This window comes from Mycobacterium colombiense, from assembly GCF_001672755.1.
Taxonomy (GTDB): Bacteria; Actinomycetota; Actinomycetes; order Mycobacteriales; family Mycobacteriaceae; genus Mycobacterium; species Mycobacterium colombiense_C.
This window is the reverse complement of the sequence record NZ_LZKI01000150.1, coordinates 21,570-38,919: the sequence shown is the minus strand read 5'-3', so window position 1 is coordinate 38,919 and position 17,350 is coordinate 21,570. Positions and strand designations below refer to the sequence as shown.

Genomic DNA, 17,350 nt, shown 5'->3' with positions numbered 1-17,350 from the left:
TGCCCGGAAGGCGATTCGCCCGGTCCGGAAGGAACCACCGGGGTCAGACACGGACCAGGGCGCGCAGCTTCTCCAACCGCGCCGGTCCGATGCCCTCGACGTCGGCGAGCTGGTCGACGCTGGTGAATTTGCCGTTGGATTGCCGCCACGCCACGATCGCGGCGGCGGTGACCGGCCCGACGCCGGGCAGCGCGTCGAGTTCCTGAACGGTCGCGGTGTTCAGGTCGAGCACCTGGCCCGGCTTCGGCTTGATCGATCCCGGCGTCGGTGTCGGGGCCTTGGAGGTCGGCGTCGTCCCGGTGGCCACCGAGCTGCCCAGCGCCGCCGGCTGCCCGGGAGCGGGAGCGAGACCGACCACGATCTGTTCGCCGTCACCGAGCGGCCGGGCCATGTTCAGTCCGATGGTGTCCGCGCCGTTCACCGCGCCGCCGGCGGCCTGCAGCGCATCCGCAACGCGCGCGCCCGGCGCAAGGGTCACCAGGCCCGGGGTGTGCACCAACCCGACCACGCTGACCACCACCGGGCGGTCGGGGCCCGGCGGTGATGCGGCGCCCGGACTTGCCGACGATCTGGGGCCGGCCGTCGACACCTTCTCCACCGGTGGCAGCTTGGCCGACATCACCGGCGCCGGCCGGTCGCGCAGCAGCGTGAAGACCGTGACCAGCACCGCCAGCGCGGCCACGATCGCCAGCCCGATGGCGCCGGCGCGTCCGGGGTCGGCGCGCACCCTGGCCACCCAGCCCCGGTCAGGCGACGCGTCGGGAAGCCACCGCGGCAGCAGCGAATTCTGGTCGTCGTCCGGGGCGTCGTCCGTCGACGCCGACCCGGCGTCCTCGGGACCGTTGTGCGCATCGGTCTCCGGTTCAGCGTTGAGCCGTCGCTGCAGGCGCTCCGCAGGAAGTTCTATTCGCATGGGCCGACGGTAGGTCCGCGGACCGCCACAACGGCCCCGCTCAACGGCGCCGGGGGGCCGATCTGTGGATTAACCCGAGGCTGTGCACGGGGCCCGCGAGGGATGGGTCAAGATGGGAGTCGAGCGAACGACCGGCATCGCCAGAAAACAGCTCTGGGCGCTGCGTCGTCACGGTCATCGGAGAAACGACAGGAGGCAGCCATGCAACTGGCGCTCACGCCCGAGGAAGCCGCGTTCCGCGACGAACTCCGCACCATCTACACGACCAAGATTCCCGAGGAGCTGCGCGAGCGGGTGCGCCGCGGCTCGGCAGAAGTGAATCACGACGACATCGTCGCGAGCCACAAGATCCTGCACGAGCACGGCCTGGCGGTGCCGAACTGGCCGGTCGAGTGGGGCGGCAAGGACTGGACGCCGACCCAACATCAGATCTGGGCCGACGAAATGCAGCTGGCGTGCGTCCCTGAGCCGCTGAACTTCAACACCAAGATGGTGGGCCCGGTGATCGCCGAATTCGGTTCGGAGGAGGTCAAACAACGCTTCCTGCCCCCGACGGCCAGCCTTGACATCTGGTGGTGCCAGGGATTCTCCGAGCCCGAGGCGGGATCGGATTTGGCGTCGCTGCGCACCACCGCGGTCCGCGACGGCGACAGTTACGTCGTCAACGGCCAGAAGACCTGGACCACGCTCGGGCAGTACGCGGACTGGATCTTCTGCCTGGTCCGCACCGACCCGCAGGCGCCCAAGCGGCAGGCCGGCATCTCGTTCCTGCTGTTCGAGATGAACACCCCGGGCGTCACCCTGCGGCCCATCAAGACGATCGACGGCGGCCACGAGATCAACGAGGTCTTCTTCGAAGACGTCCGGGTGCCCGCCAATCAGCTTGTCGGAGAAGAGAATAAGGGCTGGACGTACGCAAAGTTCCTGCTGGGCAACGAGCGCACGGGCATCGCCGGCGTGGGGCGAACGAAGGTGCGCCTCGCCGAGGTGAAGAAGCACGCGGCGGCCACCGGTCTGCTTGACGACCCGCTGTTCGCGGCGCGGCTGGCCGAGGCCGAAAACGAGCTGCTGGCACTGGAACTCACGCAGTCGCGAGTGGTCACCGACTCCGCGGACGGGCAGCCCAACCCGGCGTCGTCGGTGCTCAAGCTGCGCGGCAGCCAACTGCAGCAGGCGGCCACCGAATTGCTCGTCGAGGTGGCCGGTCCGGATGCACTGCCGGCCAACGGCGAAGACATCGCGTCGCCGTCCTGGGCCCAACACAGTGCGCCGCACTACCTCAATTACCGCAAGACGTCGATCTACGGCGGCAGCAGCGAGGTGCAGCGCAACATCATCGCGTCGACGATTCTGGGATTGTGAGGCAGCCATGGACTTTCAACTGAGCGACGAGCAAGCCCTGCTCCGCGACACCACCCGCGATTTGTTGTCGCGCACCTATGACCCGGAAAGCCGCAACAAGATCATCGGCTCCGATCTCGGCTGGAGCCGGGAGGTGTGGAATCAGCTCGCCGACACCGGAATTCTCGGTCTGGGTTTCGAGCCGGAGGAGTCCGGCCAGATCGAGATCATGGTGGTGCTCAACGAGGTCGGGCGCCGGCTGGCCCCCGAACCGGTGCTGCACGCCGCGCTGGGGCCCGGTGCGCTGATCGCCGAGCTGGGCAGCGACGAACAGAAGCAATTACTCGACGAGGTCGCGGGCGGCCAGCGCCTACTGGCGTTCGCCCACCTCGAGCCGGGCCAGCGCAAGCCGTCCGCCGAAGTGAGCACCAAAGCTGAGCAGCAAGGTGATTCGTGGACGCTGAGCGGCCGGAAGAACCCGGTGCTCGCCGGGGACTGCGCAGACACCTTGGTGGTCAGCGCCGCGCTGCCGAACGGCGGCACCGGCCTGTTCCTGGTCGATGCGGCCGCGGTGACCAGGAACCCCTACCGGACGTTCGATGGACAACGCGGCGCCCAGATCGCCCTGGACTCCGCCGCCGCGGAACCCCTCGGTGAGGCGGTCGACGCCTCTGGCGCCATCCGCGACGCCGTCGTGCGCATCCAGTCGGCGCTGTGCGCCGAGGCGCTGGGGGCGATGGAGGAATCGCTGCGGCTGACCACCGATTACCTCAAGACGCGCAAGCAGTTCGGCGTCACACTCAACAAGTTTCAGGCGCTCACTCAGCGCGCCGCCGATATGTACGTGTCGCTGGAACTGGCCCGCAGCATGACGTTGTACGCGGCCATGTCGATCGCCGACGGCAACATCGACCCGGTGATCGCCTCGCGCGCCAAGCTGCAGATCGGCCGCTCGGGCCGGCACATCGCGCAGGAGTCGGTCCAGATGCACGGCGGCATCGGCGTGACGGCGGAATATCCGGTCAGCCACTACGCCGCCCGGCTCACCGCGATCGAAAACACCCTGGGCACCTCGGGTGAGCACCTGCACAACCTGATCGACCACCTCGGCGACTACGACCTGGCCAGGCTATAGCCGATGGCCGGCCTGTCTGACAGGGTCGTCGAGTTCCTGTCGGCCGGCACCCGTACCGGGATGCTGGGATACGTGGCTGCCGATGGCCGGCCGCTGGTGGCCCCGGTGTGGTTTGTGGTCGACAACGGTGAGCTGGTGTTCAACACCGGACGCGACACCGCGAAAGGCCGTGCGCTGGCTCGGGATTCACGTGTCGTGATCTGTGTCGACGATCCGACCCCGCCCTACTCGTTTGTACAGGTGCAGGGCATTGCGACGACGCAGGACGGTGCAGAGGACCTGCTCGAGATCGCTACCCGGATCGGCGGGCGCTACATGGGAGCAGATCGCGCCGACGAGTTCGGCCGGCGTAATGCCGTCTCTGGTGAGCTGGTAGTGCGAGTTCGGCCGACGAAGGTGAACTCGGCCTTCGACATCGCCGACTGAACCCGCAGAATATCAACTCGATCCGGTCGCCGCGACAGGTCCCGGGTTCGACTCCGGCGCCGCAACAGATTCCGCCTCGTCGGACTGCGAGCCCGACTCCGATTCCGCGTCGGGCAGCTGACCCGCGAGATACTCGGCGAGGCCGCCGATCGTCGGATAGTCGAACACCGCGGTCGCGTTGATCGTGAACGCGCCGCCGAATTGACTATGCAACCGGTTGCGCAGTTCGACGGCCATCAGGGAATCCGTGCCCAGGTCCAAGAATCGACTGGTCGCGGCGGGTGGTTGCGCGAGCCGCAGGAATCCCTGCACCTCGCGCTGCAGGAATTCGGTGATGAAACTGGCGCGCTGCGCCACCGGTATCTCCTGCAGTTGGCGGAGCAACTCGCTATCGCCGGTCGCCTCGCCGACGGCGCTCGGCAAGACGAGATCGAGAATCGGTGGCCGAGAGGCGCCCAGCAGCTTCGCGGCACGTTGCCAGTTGGCCTTGATGATGGTTGCCTGTCCGGTTCCGTTGGCGACAACCTCAGCGAGTGCGTTGAGGGCGGCCGTCGGTTCCAGCGGGATCAGCCCTTGCGCACCGATATTCGCGCGCGCGGCCTCCGAGGATGCCATACCCCCCTGGCCCCAGGGACCGAAGTTGACCCCGGTTGCCGTCAAGCCACGCGCCGCTCGTTGCGCAACCAGCCCGTCGAGCAACGCATTGGCCGTCGAGTAGTTGGCCTGGCCGGGGGAACCCAGCAGGCTGGACACCGAGGAGGACACGATGAAGAAGTCGAGATCGTCGTCCTTAGTCAACCGGTCCAAATGGCACGCACCAAACGCCTTGGGAGCCAATGTCGTCCGGAAGCGCTCCGGGCTTTGCTGTGACAGCAGCGCGTCGTCGAGCACGCCCGCCAGATGCGCCACTCCCGCGAGCGGAGGCAACCCCGCGCGGATCCGCGCCAGCAGCTTGTCGACTTGCGCCTCGTCACCGACATCGGCCGCGAAGGTGTGGATGCGGCACCGGTAGCGCTCGATGATGTCGTCGATTGACCGTTGCGCGTCCGCGTCGGGCGCACGCCGGCTGGTCAGCACGATGTCGCCCGCCCCGAGCTGGGCCAGATAGGCCGCCATGTGCAGGCCGATTGCACCGAGTCCGCCGGTGATGAGATAGCTCCGATCGCCACGCGGCTGCAGTGGGCTCGGCATCTGCAGCACGATCTTGCCGATATGACGTGCTTGCTGCATGCGGCGAAACGCCGTCTTCGCCTCGGACAGCGGGTAGATCTCGGCGGGTAGCGGCGTCCACTCGCCCGTGGCCAACCCGTCCGAAACCTCGGTGAGCAGCCGACGAATGTGCTCGGGTTGTTGCACGCAGGCCCAGTCCAGCGCGACGATCTCGTAGGCGATATCGGGACGGGCCGCCGTCATCTGCTCGCGCGTCCAGATGTCTCGCTTGGCGATCTCGACGAATCGGCCGTTTTCGGCGGTAGCCCGTACGGTCGCCTCGATGAACCCCTCATTGGTCAGGCTGTTGAGCACCACGTCGACGCCGGCACCGCCGGTGTCGGCGAGGATCTGGTCGGCGAACTCCGTTGTGCGCGAGTCGTAGACATACTCCACACCCAGCTTGCGCAGCGTGTCACGTTTGTAGGTGCTGGCCGTGGCGAAGACGATCGCACCGTGTTGTTGGGCCAGCTGGATGGCGGCCAAACCGACACCACCGCTCGCCGCATGGATGAGCACCCGGTCACCGGGCTTCAGCTCCGCCCAGTCGAACGCGAGCCGGGCCGTCAGCGCCGCGGCGGGAATGGTGGCCGCCGCAACGGCGCTCACCCCGTCGGGTATCGGCGCCAGCAACTGGACCGGCACATTGAACCGGCTGGCGAACGCACCCTGCATGAAGCCATAAACGCGTTCCCCGACCTCGAGCCCGGTGACACCATCACCCAACTGTGTGACGGTGCCGGCGAAGTCGCCGCCGAGCGGGCCGGGATCGCCCGGGTAGAGGCCGAGCACATTGAGCACCTCCCGGAAGTTCAAACCACCGGCCTCAACCCGGACCTGCACGCAGCCCTCGGCAGGTGGCGGCGCTTCCTTCTCGATCAGACGCAGGTTGTCGATCGCGCCTCGTTCGGTGGGCGCCAGCACGTAATCGGTCCCACGCGGTACCGCGAGATGACCGCTGCGCGCCCACGGCAGTAACCGGGACGCCAACAACTTTCCTTGCCGCAGTGCGAGTTCGGGTTCGTCGAGCGTCGCCCTGAGAAGGCCGGCCAGCGAGTGCACGGCCTGTTGCGAGCCGTCGCAATCGACGAGCCTGCAACGCAGGGCCGGTTCCTCGTTGATGATGGTGCGCCCGAGGCCCCACAGCGCCGCCTGCACCGGATCGACGGCCTCGCCGGATTCGGTCGCCACGGCCCGTTCGGTGACGATCCACAGCCCGTCGGAGAGTTTGGCGGACTCATCGGTCTGCAAGGTGTGCACCGCGCTGAGCAGATGGGCGATCTCGGTTTCCAGTCGCCGCGCGGAATCAGCGCTCGATTCTTCTGCACTCGGCCCGGAGGCGCGCCATACGATGCCGGCGAACGGCACGTCGCGCTCTCGAGCCTGTGCCAACAGCTGCCCCAACGACTCCGGATCCGTATTCCGGTCAAAGGAGACGCAGCCGGGCAAATCGGCCGCCAGTTCGTCCCACCCGGCAACCAGCCAGGTGCCGTTCGCGTTTCCGGCGCCCTCGGCGTCACCGCTCGACGGTTGCGGCGGCACCTCGTGCCAGCCGAGGGTGTACAGCAGCCGGGTGGCGTCGCCGCCGAGTCCACGCAACAGCGCCTCCCGGGGTGCGCGCTTGACCGTGAACTCGCGGATCCCACCGAGGTGGCGACCATCCCGATCGACGAAATCGATGTCGAAGACCTGGGTTTCGCTGTCGAGGGCGCTGGCACGCCATTTCCCGCGGCAATAGAACCGTCGTGGCATCTTCTCCCGGAGTGAGACCTGCCCGTACCGCAACGGAAGCAAGAGATCGTTGATCCCCTGTTCGGCCGCGAGCAGGGCCGGGAACGCCGGGAAGACGACGCCGGTGCACAGATCGAGCAGCACTGGATGCATCGGCTCGGTTCCGAGGTGCTCGGCGAGTTCCTCGCCGACGGTGACATCGCCGATCGCCTCACCCTCGCCGAACCACAGCGATTTGAGCGACGTCGACCAGGTAGTCCCCCATTCCAGCTCGCTTTCGGCGAAGCTCTCGAACAGCAGCTGGGGACGACTGCGGTCCAGCCGCTCGATCGCCGCGTCGATGGAGTCCGCCGGATCAGTGGCAGGCTCGTCTTCGACACCGGCGACGATGGTGCCGTCGGCGTTCAACGACCACTCGGCATCAGGGACGCCGTAGGGACGGCTGTCCACCCGGAAGCTCCAGCCCTCGCCCTCCTCCAGCGGATGCAGGCTCAGCTGCACTTCGCGAGAAGCCTTCTCGGGCAGGATGATCGGCTCATAGAAGTAGACGTTTTGCACGCGCCCCGGCGGCCCGACGGCGGCCAGGGCCATCGCCGCGTACGTTGCCCCCGGAACGACGACGGTGCCGTAGATGACGTGATCGGCGAGCCACGGCTGCGACTTGACCGACAACCGGCTGGTGTAGACGCAGTCGCCGGAGGCGAGCTCTTTTGCACTGCCCAGAAGCCCGGATGCCGCAGCGCCCTGACCATCGATGCCGACGATGCCGGAGGCCTTGGGCCAGAAACGCCGGTGCTGGAACGGATAGGTGGGAAGTTCGAGCCTGCGGCGAGGCCGACGCTGCGACGCAGCGAAGTCGGGCCGATGACCGCTGACGTACGCCGCGGCCAGCGCCTCGGCGATCTGCCGCCGATCGCTGACGCCCTTGCGCAGGGAGACGATCGCGCGCGGCGCGGTGAGATGTTCCGGCCAGACCTGCACCGCGGCCCCGGTCAGCACCGGTTGCGGACCGATCTCCATCAACACCGAGCACCCCAGCGCCGCCGCGGTCCGTACGCTTTCGGCGAATTGCACCGGCTGGCGGGAATGCCGGCGCCAATATTGGGCGTCCAGTGGGGTTTCGGTGGTGAGCACGGCGCCAGTGCGGTTGCAGACCAGCGGCAGCGTCGGCACAGCGAAATCCAAACGCGCTGCGAACGATTCGAATTCGCCGAGCACCGGCTCCAGCAGTTCCGAGTGGAAGGCGTGGCTGGTTTCCAGCCAGCTGCAGCGGATCCCGTCACCGCCGCCGCGGGCGACGATCTGTTCCAGATCCGCGCCGGGACCCGACAGCACCGTGTTGGGGCCGTTGTAGGCGGCGACCGACACCCGGGGGAAGTCGCCGGCGATCTCCTCGACGTATTTGGCGTCGGCGAACACCGCCACCATTCGCCCGCCGTCGGGCAGGCTGCCGAACAGCCGGCCCCGCTCGGCCATCAGCCGTGCCCCGTCCTCGAGGCTGAAGACCCCGGCCACACAAGCCGCCGCGTACTGGCCCACGCTGTGTCCCAGCACCACATCGGGCTCGACGCCACGCGACTGCCACAGCCGGGCCAGGCCCATCTCGACGGCGAACAGCGCTGGCTGCGCAAAAGAGGTGTGTCGCAGCGTTTTTCCGGCTTCGCCTCCGGTTTCCCGGTCGGTCGCGAAGAGCACCTCCAACAATGGACGCGCCAGCATCGCGCTGACCGCGTCCGCGCAGCGTGTCACTGTATCCGCGAAAACCGGTTCGGCCTCGAACAATTCGCGCGCCATGCCGGGGTACTGGCTGCCCTGCCCGGTGAACAACCATGCCGTCGTCGGCGGGTCCGTGCACTCGCCGCGCACCACTCCCGGCCGCATCCGGTTCTCTGCCAAGTCGGCCAGCGCCTCGCGTGCGCTCTGAACCGAGTCCACGACCACCGCGGCCCGATGTTCGAAATGCGAACGCCCCGCCCCGGCCGTGAAGCACACATCGGCGATGTCGGCCTTCGGGTGGGTGTTCAACCATTCCTCGTAGCGCCGCGCCAGTTCCACCAGGGCCTGCGGTGACCGCGCGGACAGCGGCAACACGTCGGCCGGCTCACCATGAGCGTTCGTCTCCGATGCCTCCGCGAGGTCGCCTGTGGAGTATTCGTCGCCGGTCATCGACGACGGAGGCGGCTCCTCGATCAGCACGTGTGCATTCGTTCCGGTGAACCCGAAGGAACTTATGCCGGCACGTCGCGTTCTGCCGTTGGCCTGCCACGGGATCGCTTTGTCCACGACACGCACCGGCAACGAGTCCCACGGGATATGTGGCGATGGCGTCTCGAAGTGCAGGCTCTGCGGCAACACTTCGTGCTGCAGCGACAACACGACTTTGATCAGACCGGCGATGCCCGACGCCGACTCGAGGTGGCCGATGTTGGTCTTCACCGAACCGATCAGCAACGGCCGGTCCACGTCACGAGTGGCCCCATAGGCGGCCCCGGCGGCCTGCACCTCGATCGGATCACCCAGCGCGGTGCCCGTCCCGTGCGCCTCGAGGTAGTCGACATCCCCGCCGGCGAGACCGGCACGAGTCAGCGCCGCGGCGATAAGTCGTTGCTGCGCACCACCGTTGGGCACCGTCAAGCCACTGGAAGCGCCGTCTTGATTGATCGCGCTGCCCGGAATGACCGCGCAAACCCGGTCGCCGTCACGCACCGCATCGCTCATCCTTTTCAGCACCAGGATCCCGCAGCCTTCGCTGCGCACATAGCCGTCCGCGGAGGCGTCGAAGGTCTTGCATCGCCCGACGGGGGACAACATCCTGGCGCGCGACGCGGCGATGGTGGACACCGGACTCAGCAGAACGTTCACGCCACCGGCCAACGCCAGATCGCAGTCACCGGAGTGCAATGCCTGGCAGGCCTGATGGACGGCCACCAACGACGAACTGCACGCGGTGTCGACCGCCACCGCCGGCCCTTCCAGCCCGAGCGCGAAGGCAACCCGGCCCGAAATCGCATTGAGCGCATTGCCCGTGATGAAGTGGGGCTCGATCTTCTCGACCGAGTCGGCGGACAGTAGATGCGAATACTCGTTGGAGCCGACCCCCACGAAGATTCCGCTTCGGCTGCCGCGCAGATCCCCCGGCGAATACCCGGCACGTTCCAGGCCCTCCCACGCAGTTTCCAGCATCAGCCGTTGCTGCGGATCGATCCAGACAGCCTCGCGCGGGGAGATACCGAAGAACTCCGGATCGAAACCGTCTATTCCGTCGAGGAATCCACCGAAGCGGCTGTAGACCTTGCCCGGGGTGTCCGGATCCGGATCGTAGAACTCGTCGATGTCGTATCGGTCATCCGGGACTTCCCGGATCGCATCGACGCCACCGGACAACACTTCCCAGAAAGCTTCGGGATCGGGTGCGCCGGGGAAGCGGCACGCCACTGCGACGATCGCGATCGGCTCATCCGTGCGCGTCGTCACTACCGAGGCCGGCTGCGGCCGCGCATCGGCGGACGCCTGCTGGCTGAGCCCGAGCACGTCGCCCAGCAGGTAATCCGCCACGTCGGACAGGCGTGGGTAGTCCATCGCCAGGGTCGCCGGCAACTCCTTGCCCACCCCTTGCTCCATGCGGCGCCGCAGCTCGACAGCCATCAGCGAATCCATGCCGAGATCGAAGAATCCGGCGTCCCCGCGGATCTCCGCGGCATCGACTCGGGTCACCTCCGCCACCGCGTCACGCAGATAATCCGTGACGAGTTTCTTGCGCTGCTGCACCGGAGCTGTAGTGAGCTGCTCAACCAGTTGCGTCCTACCGGAGGCCGTTGGTGCGGGGGCGAAATCGGGAACCTCAGCCGCCAGCTCCGCCAGCAATGACCGCTTGCCGGCTTGCTGGTACAGCGGCAGGAAACGGGCCCAGTCGATCCGGGCCACGACCCCTTGTGCAACGTCCTGCGCAGCAGAAGCCGCGATGACATCGGCCATGCCCGCCAGCGCATCGGCAGGTGACAATGTCCGGACCCCGCGTTCAGCCAGTCGAGCCCGGGCCTCCTCGTCGGCCATACCCGCCGACCAGGGACCGAAGTTGACGCTGATCCCAGCCACGCCCTGCTCGCGCAGCCGCCAGGCCAACCCGTCGAGGAAGGCGTTAGCCGCGCCGTAGGCAGTCTGGCCGAGCCCGCCCCATACCGAAGCGATCGAAGAAGTGCTGAGGAAGAAGTCCAGCTGCAGCTCAGCGGCCGCCTCGCTCAAATGCCAAGCCCCCCAGACCTTCCCGGCGAACACCCGATCCACCTCGGCGTCGTCCAGGGCGCGCAAGGGAGTGGTACCGATCTCACCGGCCGCATGGACGATGCCTGCCACCGGCGGCAGTTCGGCCCGCACCGTGCCTAACAGGCGCGCGACGTCGTGGGCGTCGGCCACATCGGCGGCGACAACCCGAACCTCGCATCCGTGCTGTTGGCGCAGGGCATCGATGCGCTGTTGGGCGGTCTCGCTGGGCGAGCGTCGGCCGGTCAGCACCAGATGCCGGGCGCCATGTGCTGCCAGGTATCCGGCGATTTCCAGTCCAATCGAGCCAAGCCCACCGGTCACCAAATACGTTGCATCACCACGCAATGTCAGCGGTGCTGCGGCGGGCTGCCCGATTCGCCGGACCAGTCGGGGAACATAGACGTCATGACCGCGCAGCGCGATCTGGTCTTCTCTGACCGCCGAGTCGCGCGATGTCGTCGCCGCCTTGATCAACCGCGACCATTCGTCGGCACTGCCGTCAGCGAGATCCGCCAGCCCGCCCCACAATTGCGGATGCTCCAGCGAGGCGGCGCGACCGAATCCCCATAGGCAACTCTGATCCGGGAATACGGTGTCGGCGTCGGCGACACGCTGAGCGCCACGGGTGACCATCCAAATGGGTTGGCGCAGTTCGGCGGCGGCCGCGGCACGAAAGAGTCGCCGCGTTCCGGCCAGTACCCGGTGTTGCATCCGCAGCAGCGACCGCATCGACGGTGCGGTGCCGGAATCGAGGGCCGCGGCATGCACGATGCGCAACTGCGCATCTTCTGCCGCCGCAGCGCGTAACACGATCTCGAGCCGTTCCTCGTCCGCGTCGGTCGCGGGCAATGCCAGAATCCGAGACTGCTGCCCGCGCACGGTCAGCGCGTCGACCAAAGGCTGGACGACATCGTCGTCGCCGACGACAAGCCAGATGGATCCCTCGCCGGCTTCCGCGTCGGAAAGCGACGCCGTGGACTTCTCCCAGCGAATTTCGTAACGATCATCCGAGATGGACTGGCCCTTACGCTGTTGATTATGTTGCGCAGCAAGCTTTGTCAGCACATCGAGGGTGTTTTGATCACCGCTCGCACCATCGAGTAGCGCGGCGAGCTCCGCGATCCGGTCTTCCTCGAGAAGGCGGACGGCGTCGGTACGCGAGACGGTGGTCTGGCGGGCAGTGGGCCGGACCCGCTTGTCCCGGAACCAGTACTGGCGATGCTGGAACGGGTAGGTGGGCAGGTCGAGCTTTCGCGCTGGTTCCTGCCGCACAGCAGCGAATTTCGGCAAGTGGCCCAGGACGTAGGCGTCGGCAAGCGCTTCGGTGATCTGGCGATGGTCGGCGGTGTTTCGACGCATGGACGCAATCGCCCGCGGTGCAGTGGCCGGGTCAGGCCATGCCCGCAGGGCTGCGGCGGTGAGAACCGGCTGCGGGCCGACCTCTAACAACACCTTGCAATTCAGGTCGGCAAGAGTCCGTACGCTCTTGGCGAATTCAACCGGCTGGCGCGCGTGGCGACGCCAATAGGAGCCATCTAATTTCACGCTTCGGCCGAGGGCGGCGCCGGTACGGTTGCACACCAGAATCCGTTGTGGCGAGCTGAAATCGAACCGGTTCACGTACGACTCGAACTCGTCGAGGATCGGATCCAGCAGAGACGAGTGGAACGCATGGCTGGTGTCCAGCCAGTCACACCGGACACCGTCGGCCGTCAACCTGGCTACCGCCTGCTCGAGATCCTGCGCGGGCCCCGACAATACGGTGTTAGCGCCGTTGTAGGCGGCGATCGCCAGGCTCGGGAACTCGTCAGTCAGGGCTTCGACGCGCTCCACGGCGGTGAACACCGCGACCATCCGACCGCCCGCAGGCAAACTGCCGAAAAGACGGCCGCGCTCGGCCATCAGCAGCGCGCCGTCCTCGAGGCTGAACACGCCCGCGACGCAGGCCGCCGAATACTGGCCGACGCTGTGGCCCAGCACCACGTCGGGTTCGAAGCCCCAGGACTGCCAGAGGCGGGCCAGGCCCATCTCCACCGCGAACAACGCGGGCTGGGCAAAGGCGGTCTGCCGCAATGCCTCGTCGCTGCCTGGGCTGTCCACATCGAAAATTGCTTCCAGCAACGGCTTTTCGAGAACGTCGGCAACAACTGCAGCGCAGCGGGTCAGCGTCTCTGCGAACACCGGCTCGGTGTCGAACAGCTCCCTGGCCATGCCGGCGTACTGGCTGCCTTGACCGGTGAACAACCACGCCGTCTTCGGTGTGTCATCGGATACACCGCGAATCAAACCGGGTGCCGGACGGTCGTCGGCGAGTGCGCCGAGCAACTCACTGGCAGATTCTCTCGAATTCACCACCAACGCTGCCCGGTGCTCCAAGTGTGCTCGCCCGACTCCGGTGGTAAAGCGCAAATCGGCAAGGGTGGCTTCGGGGTTCGCGCTCAACCAACTTCGGTATCGATCGGCGATCTGCACCAGCGCGGCGGGTGTCCGCGCCGACAGCGGAAGGATGCTGAACCGGCGGTCTTCGGCCCGGTCGGCGGAAATCGGGCTTGCAGCAACCTGAACCACTTCCTCGGGCGCCTCCTCGAGGATGACGTGTGCGTTGGTCCCGGCGAACCCGAACGAACTGACTCCTGCAATACGCGGCCGACCGTTCCGTTCCCAGGCAGTCGCTTCTTCGACGACCTGCACCGGAAGGCGGTCCCACGGAATGTGCGGAGAGGGATTGCGAAAGTGTAGGTGCTGCGGCAGTAATCCGTTTTCGAGCGACAGAATGACCTTGATGACGCCCGCGATCCCTGCGGCCGCTTCCAGGTGCCCGATGTTGGTCTTCACCGAGCCGATCAACAGCGGCCGGCTCGCCTCGCGCCCGGCGCCGAGCACCGCGCCCGCGGCCTGGGCCTCGATCGGATCACCCAGCGACGTCCCGGTCCCATGTGCCTCCAGGTATCCGACGTCCCCCGGGGCGATGCCGGCGCGTTGCAGCGCCTCGGCGATAACGCGTTGCTGGGCAATGCCGTTCGGCACGGTCAAACCGCCCGATGCGCCGTCCTGGTTGATCGCGCTGCCCCGGATCACGGCCCGAATCCGGTCACCGTCACGGATCGCGTCGTCAAGCCGCTTCACGACGATGACGCCACAACCTTCGCCACGCACGTAGCCATCCGCGGCGGCGTCGAAAGTTTTGCACCGGCCGTCGGGCGCGAGCATGTGCGCGTGGGAGAAAGTGATCATGGTCGCGGGGGTGAGCAGAACATTCGCGCCGCCGGCCAGCGCAAGGTCGCATTCCCCCAAGCGCAGCGCTTGGCATGCCTGATGGATCGCCACCAATGACGAGCTGCAGGCCGTGTCGACGGCGACCGCCGGACCCTGCAGTCCCAACCGATAGCTGATCCGGCCCGCTGCCGCGGCAGACGACGTCCCGATCGCCATATAGGCCTCGATCTCGGCGTAAGTCAGCTCGTCGGAAGCCATTCCAAGGTAGTCATGGGTGGACATCCCGACGAACACACCAGTGTTGGTGTTCGCCAACGCCGTTGGCGCGGTGCCCGAATGCTCCACCGCCCGCCACGCCGTCTCCAGCAAGATCCGATGCTGCGGGTCCATCAACCTGACCTCCCGCGCAGACACACCGAAGAACGGCGCGTCGAAACCCGTTACGTCATCGACGAACCCCGCCCGACGGGTCACAACCTTCCCGGGCGCATCGGGATCCGGGTCGAAGAATTCATCGGCGTCCCAACGGTCTTGGGGCACCTCCGATATCGCATCCCGGCCATCCCGCAGCAGCTGCCAGAATTCGTCAGTGTCCGAGGCGCCGGGAAAACGCGCCGCGTATCCGACGATCGCAAAACCGGATGCGGGCTCGATGAGACCTTCGGCGGTCGACATGTGGTTGTCCTCTCTGCTTCGGCTCGCGAGGATTCCGTCGCCGGGCACGTTTCAGCGCCACGGCTGTGGTGTCCGTACCAGATCTTGGGCCGCTCACTGCACACCCCGGAGCAGACAGCGCGCGGAAGTTTGCTGGTGCACTGCCTCCAGCAACCGTCGTCAGCTCAAATCACTTCACCACCAAACCAGCCCGTGTTCGGAGAGCACCCCGATCCGCCGTGCCGCAGATATCTTCAAGCGCCGCACTCAAATTCGCGCTACCCGCAAATCATCGACTGCAGGAAGGCTTCCGGTATAGGCGACGACAATACACCCGGCAGAATCGGCGGGCGGACCCTGCCGCCGCAGCAACGACGGACACCTCCTCGATCTGTATGCACATCGATCGCTCCATCGCACGCGATCGACACTCCCACAGTCACGCGGGATCTCATGTCCCACAACGTGGTCCACCTGCCCAGATGCATCAGGGCGTGCGATGACTTGCCTGCTCTCAAAGGGCCTTGATCCGACATTGCAACGCACGGCCCATCTCGACACTCCTAGCAAGATCAAGTGCTTCCGCCGGCTCAGCCATCGCTGACAGGCCGACAAAGGCGTGCGGCGGCGAAACAAATCAGGTCCGTCAAATAATGTACGCATGCCGGTCCGATTGTGCACGCGTATAACAATCAAACGAGTATGGCGCTTCTCCGCGGCGTGTTGCACAAGTATCGTCAGGTGATCGCGCGAGTATCGTCAACTGTCGGCGCCGGCCTGCGTCCGGCGCGGGGCCGTTCCATCCTCACCACCGCCTGCCGTGTCGGTGAGTTGTCGCACGCGCGTCCGCGCACCTCGCTTCGGTCACTCCGAAGAGAGTTATCTTGGTGCCGCGACCGGCGGGGCGGAACCGCGGCCGTCGAGACCGAGGAGACTGGATTGCGCATCGGGAAGATCACGATCGGCTCGCTCAGCGATTGGACCCCGGCCCCTGGGTCGGTCATCTCCTGGCACCCGACGGCCGCGGCCGCCGAGAAGGCGCTACAGGCGCCGGCCAGTTCGGTACCGGTCAGTTACATGCAGGGCCAGCATCTTCGTAATTTCCACGAGCGAACGTCCGCGGGGCTCGACTTTTCCCGGCAAATCATCGCGACCTGTGACGTACCCGGCCAATGCGATATTTCCGCCATGAACCATGCCGTCAACGCATACCTGCGCCGGCATGACACGTTCCGCAGTTGGTTCGACCACACCGGCGACGGAGAGTTCATCAGACACACCATCAGCGACCCCGCTGATATTGAATTCGCCCCGATAGATCACGGCGAAATGACAGGTGACGAAATGCGCGCTCATGTGGTGGCGATACCGAATCCGCTGGAGTGGGGCTGCTTCACCTTCGGGATTGTCCAGAGCGATGACTACTTTACTTTCTTTGCCGCTATGGATCATGTCCACGGGGACGCGACGCTGATCGGCACAACGATGCTCGAGGCCAACGGAATGTATGCGGCGGCGAGCGCAGGCGATGAACCCCTCGAGCTTCCCGATGCCGGCAGCTTTGACGATTTCTGCGCGGGCGAGCGCCGGTACACGTCGACGTTGACCGTGGATTCGCCCGAGGTACGCACGTGGATTGACTTCGCCGAGAACAACAATGGCAGTTTTCCTGAATTTCCGCTGCCATTGGGCAACCCGTCGGGGGCGAGTGCCAGCGACATGGTCTCCGAACTCCTGATGGACGCTGAACAGACGGAGCGATTCGAATCAGCCTGCACCGCGGTCGGCGCCCGTTTCATCGGTGGCCTGTTCGCGTGCATCGCCCTGGTCGAGCACGAATTCACCGGAGCTCCAACGTATTACGGCCTGACTCCCAGGGATACACGCAGGACTACGGATAATTTCATGACGCAGGGCTGGTTTACCGGCTTGGTCCCGATCGCCGTGCCGATAGCCGCAGCAACTTTCGCCGAGGCCGCGTGGGCAGCGCAGACTTCTTTCGATTCAGGTCAGCACCTGGCGAAGGTGCCGTATTACCGCGTATTGGAATTAGCACCGTGGCTGAAGTGGCCGCAGCCGAACTTTCCGGTGTCGAATTTTTTCCACGGCGGCGCCGCTCCCCTCAATGCGGTGCTTGCGGCAGCGGACCTCGGCTATGCGAACAACATAGGAATCTACTCGGACGGCCGGTATTCGTATCAGCTGACCATCTACCTATTTCGGTACGGGGAAGGCACGGCAATGGCGATGATGTTCCCCGATGATCCGATCGCTCAGAAATCGGTTGCCCGCTATTTGGAAGCGATGCGGTCCGTGTGCGGGCGGGTCGCCGACACCGGGCATTGGGGACGCGTTGGGTAGCGTGGAGTAGTTCGATGACTCGCGGGAAATTGCGCGGTTTGACCACAGCGTCGGCGGGTGCCACCGCAGAACGCCAACAACTGCGCCGGCCGGGATGAGGC

The 17,350-nt window shown here is 66.2% G+C and carries 6 protein-coding genes; 4 read left to right on the top strand and 2 right to left on the bottom strand.

The window, feature by feature from the left end; all coding sequences use genetic code 11:
• Positions 1 to 43: 43 nt before the first annotated feature.
• A complete protein-coding gene (locus A5708_RS20595) occupies positions 44 to 913 on the bottom strand; it encodes a ComEA family DNA-binding protein (protein ID WP_065030394.1) in 870 nt (289 codons plus the stop codon).
• 201 nt (positions 914 to 1,114) lie between these two features.
• Here A5708_RS20595 and A5708_RS20590 point away from each other — a divergent pair, with 201 nt between their 5' ends.
• From A5708_RS20590 to A5708_RS20580, 3 genes are read left to right on the top strand one after another with little or no spacing between them, the layout of a single operon-like run.
• Positions 1,115 to 2,275 (top strand): acyl-CoA dehydrogenase family protein, encoded by a 1,161-nt coding sequence (locus A5708_RS20590; RefSeq protein WP_065030393.1) that lies wholly within the window; start codon positions 1,115 to 1,117, stop codon positions 2,273 to 2,275.
• 7 nt (positions 2,276 to 2,282) lie between these two features.
• Complete coding sequence (locus A5708_RS20585; RefSeq protein WP_065030392.1) at positions 2,283 to 3,389, top strand: acyl-CoA dehydrogenase family protein; 1,107 nt, start codon at positions 2,283 to 2,285, stop codon at positions 3,387 to 3,389.
• Between the two features lie 3 nt (positions 3,390 to 3,392).
• Entirely contained in the window at positions 3,393 to 3,815 is a 423-nt protein-coding gene (locus A5708_RS20580) for a PPOX class F420-dependent oxidoreductase (RefSeq protein WP_065030391.1), read from the top strand.
• A 12-nt stretch (positions 3,816 to 3,827) separates the two neighbouring features.
• On the opposite strand, the gene A5708_RS20575 is transcribed toward A5708_RS20580, so the two are convergent.
• A complete protein-coding gene (locus A5708_RS20575) occupies positions 3,828 to 14,909 on the bottom strand; it encodes a type I polyketide synthase (RefSeq protein ID WP_065030390.1) in 11,082 nt (3,693 codons plus the stop codon).
• Positions 14,910 to 15,827: 918 nt separating this feature from the next.
• Between A5708_RS20575 and A5708_RS20570 the strand changes: the two genes are divergently transcribed.
• Positions 15,828 to 17,249: a condensation domain-containing protein gene (locus A5708_RS20570; RefSeq protein ID WP_065030420.1), complete on the top strand. Its 1,422-nt coding sequence runs from the start codon at positions 15,828 to 15,830 to the stop codon at positions 17,247 to 17,249.
• Positions 17,250 to 17,350: the final 101 nt, after the last annotated feature.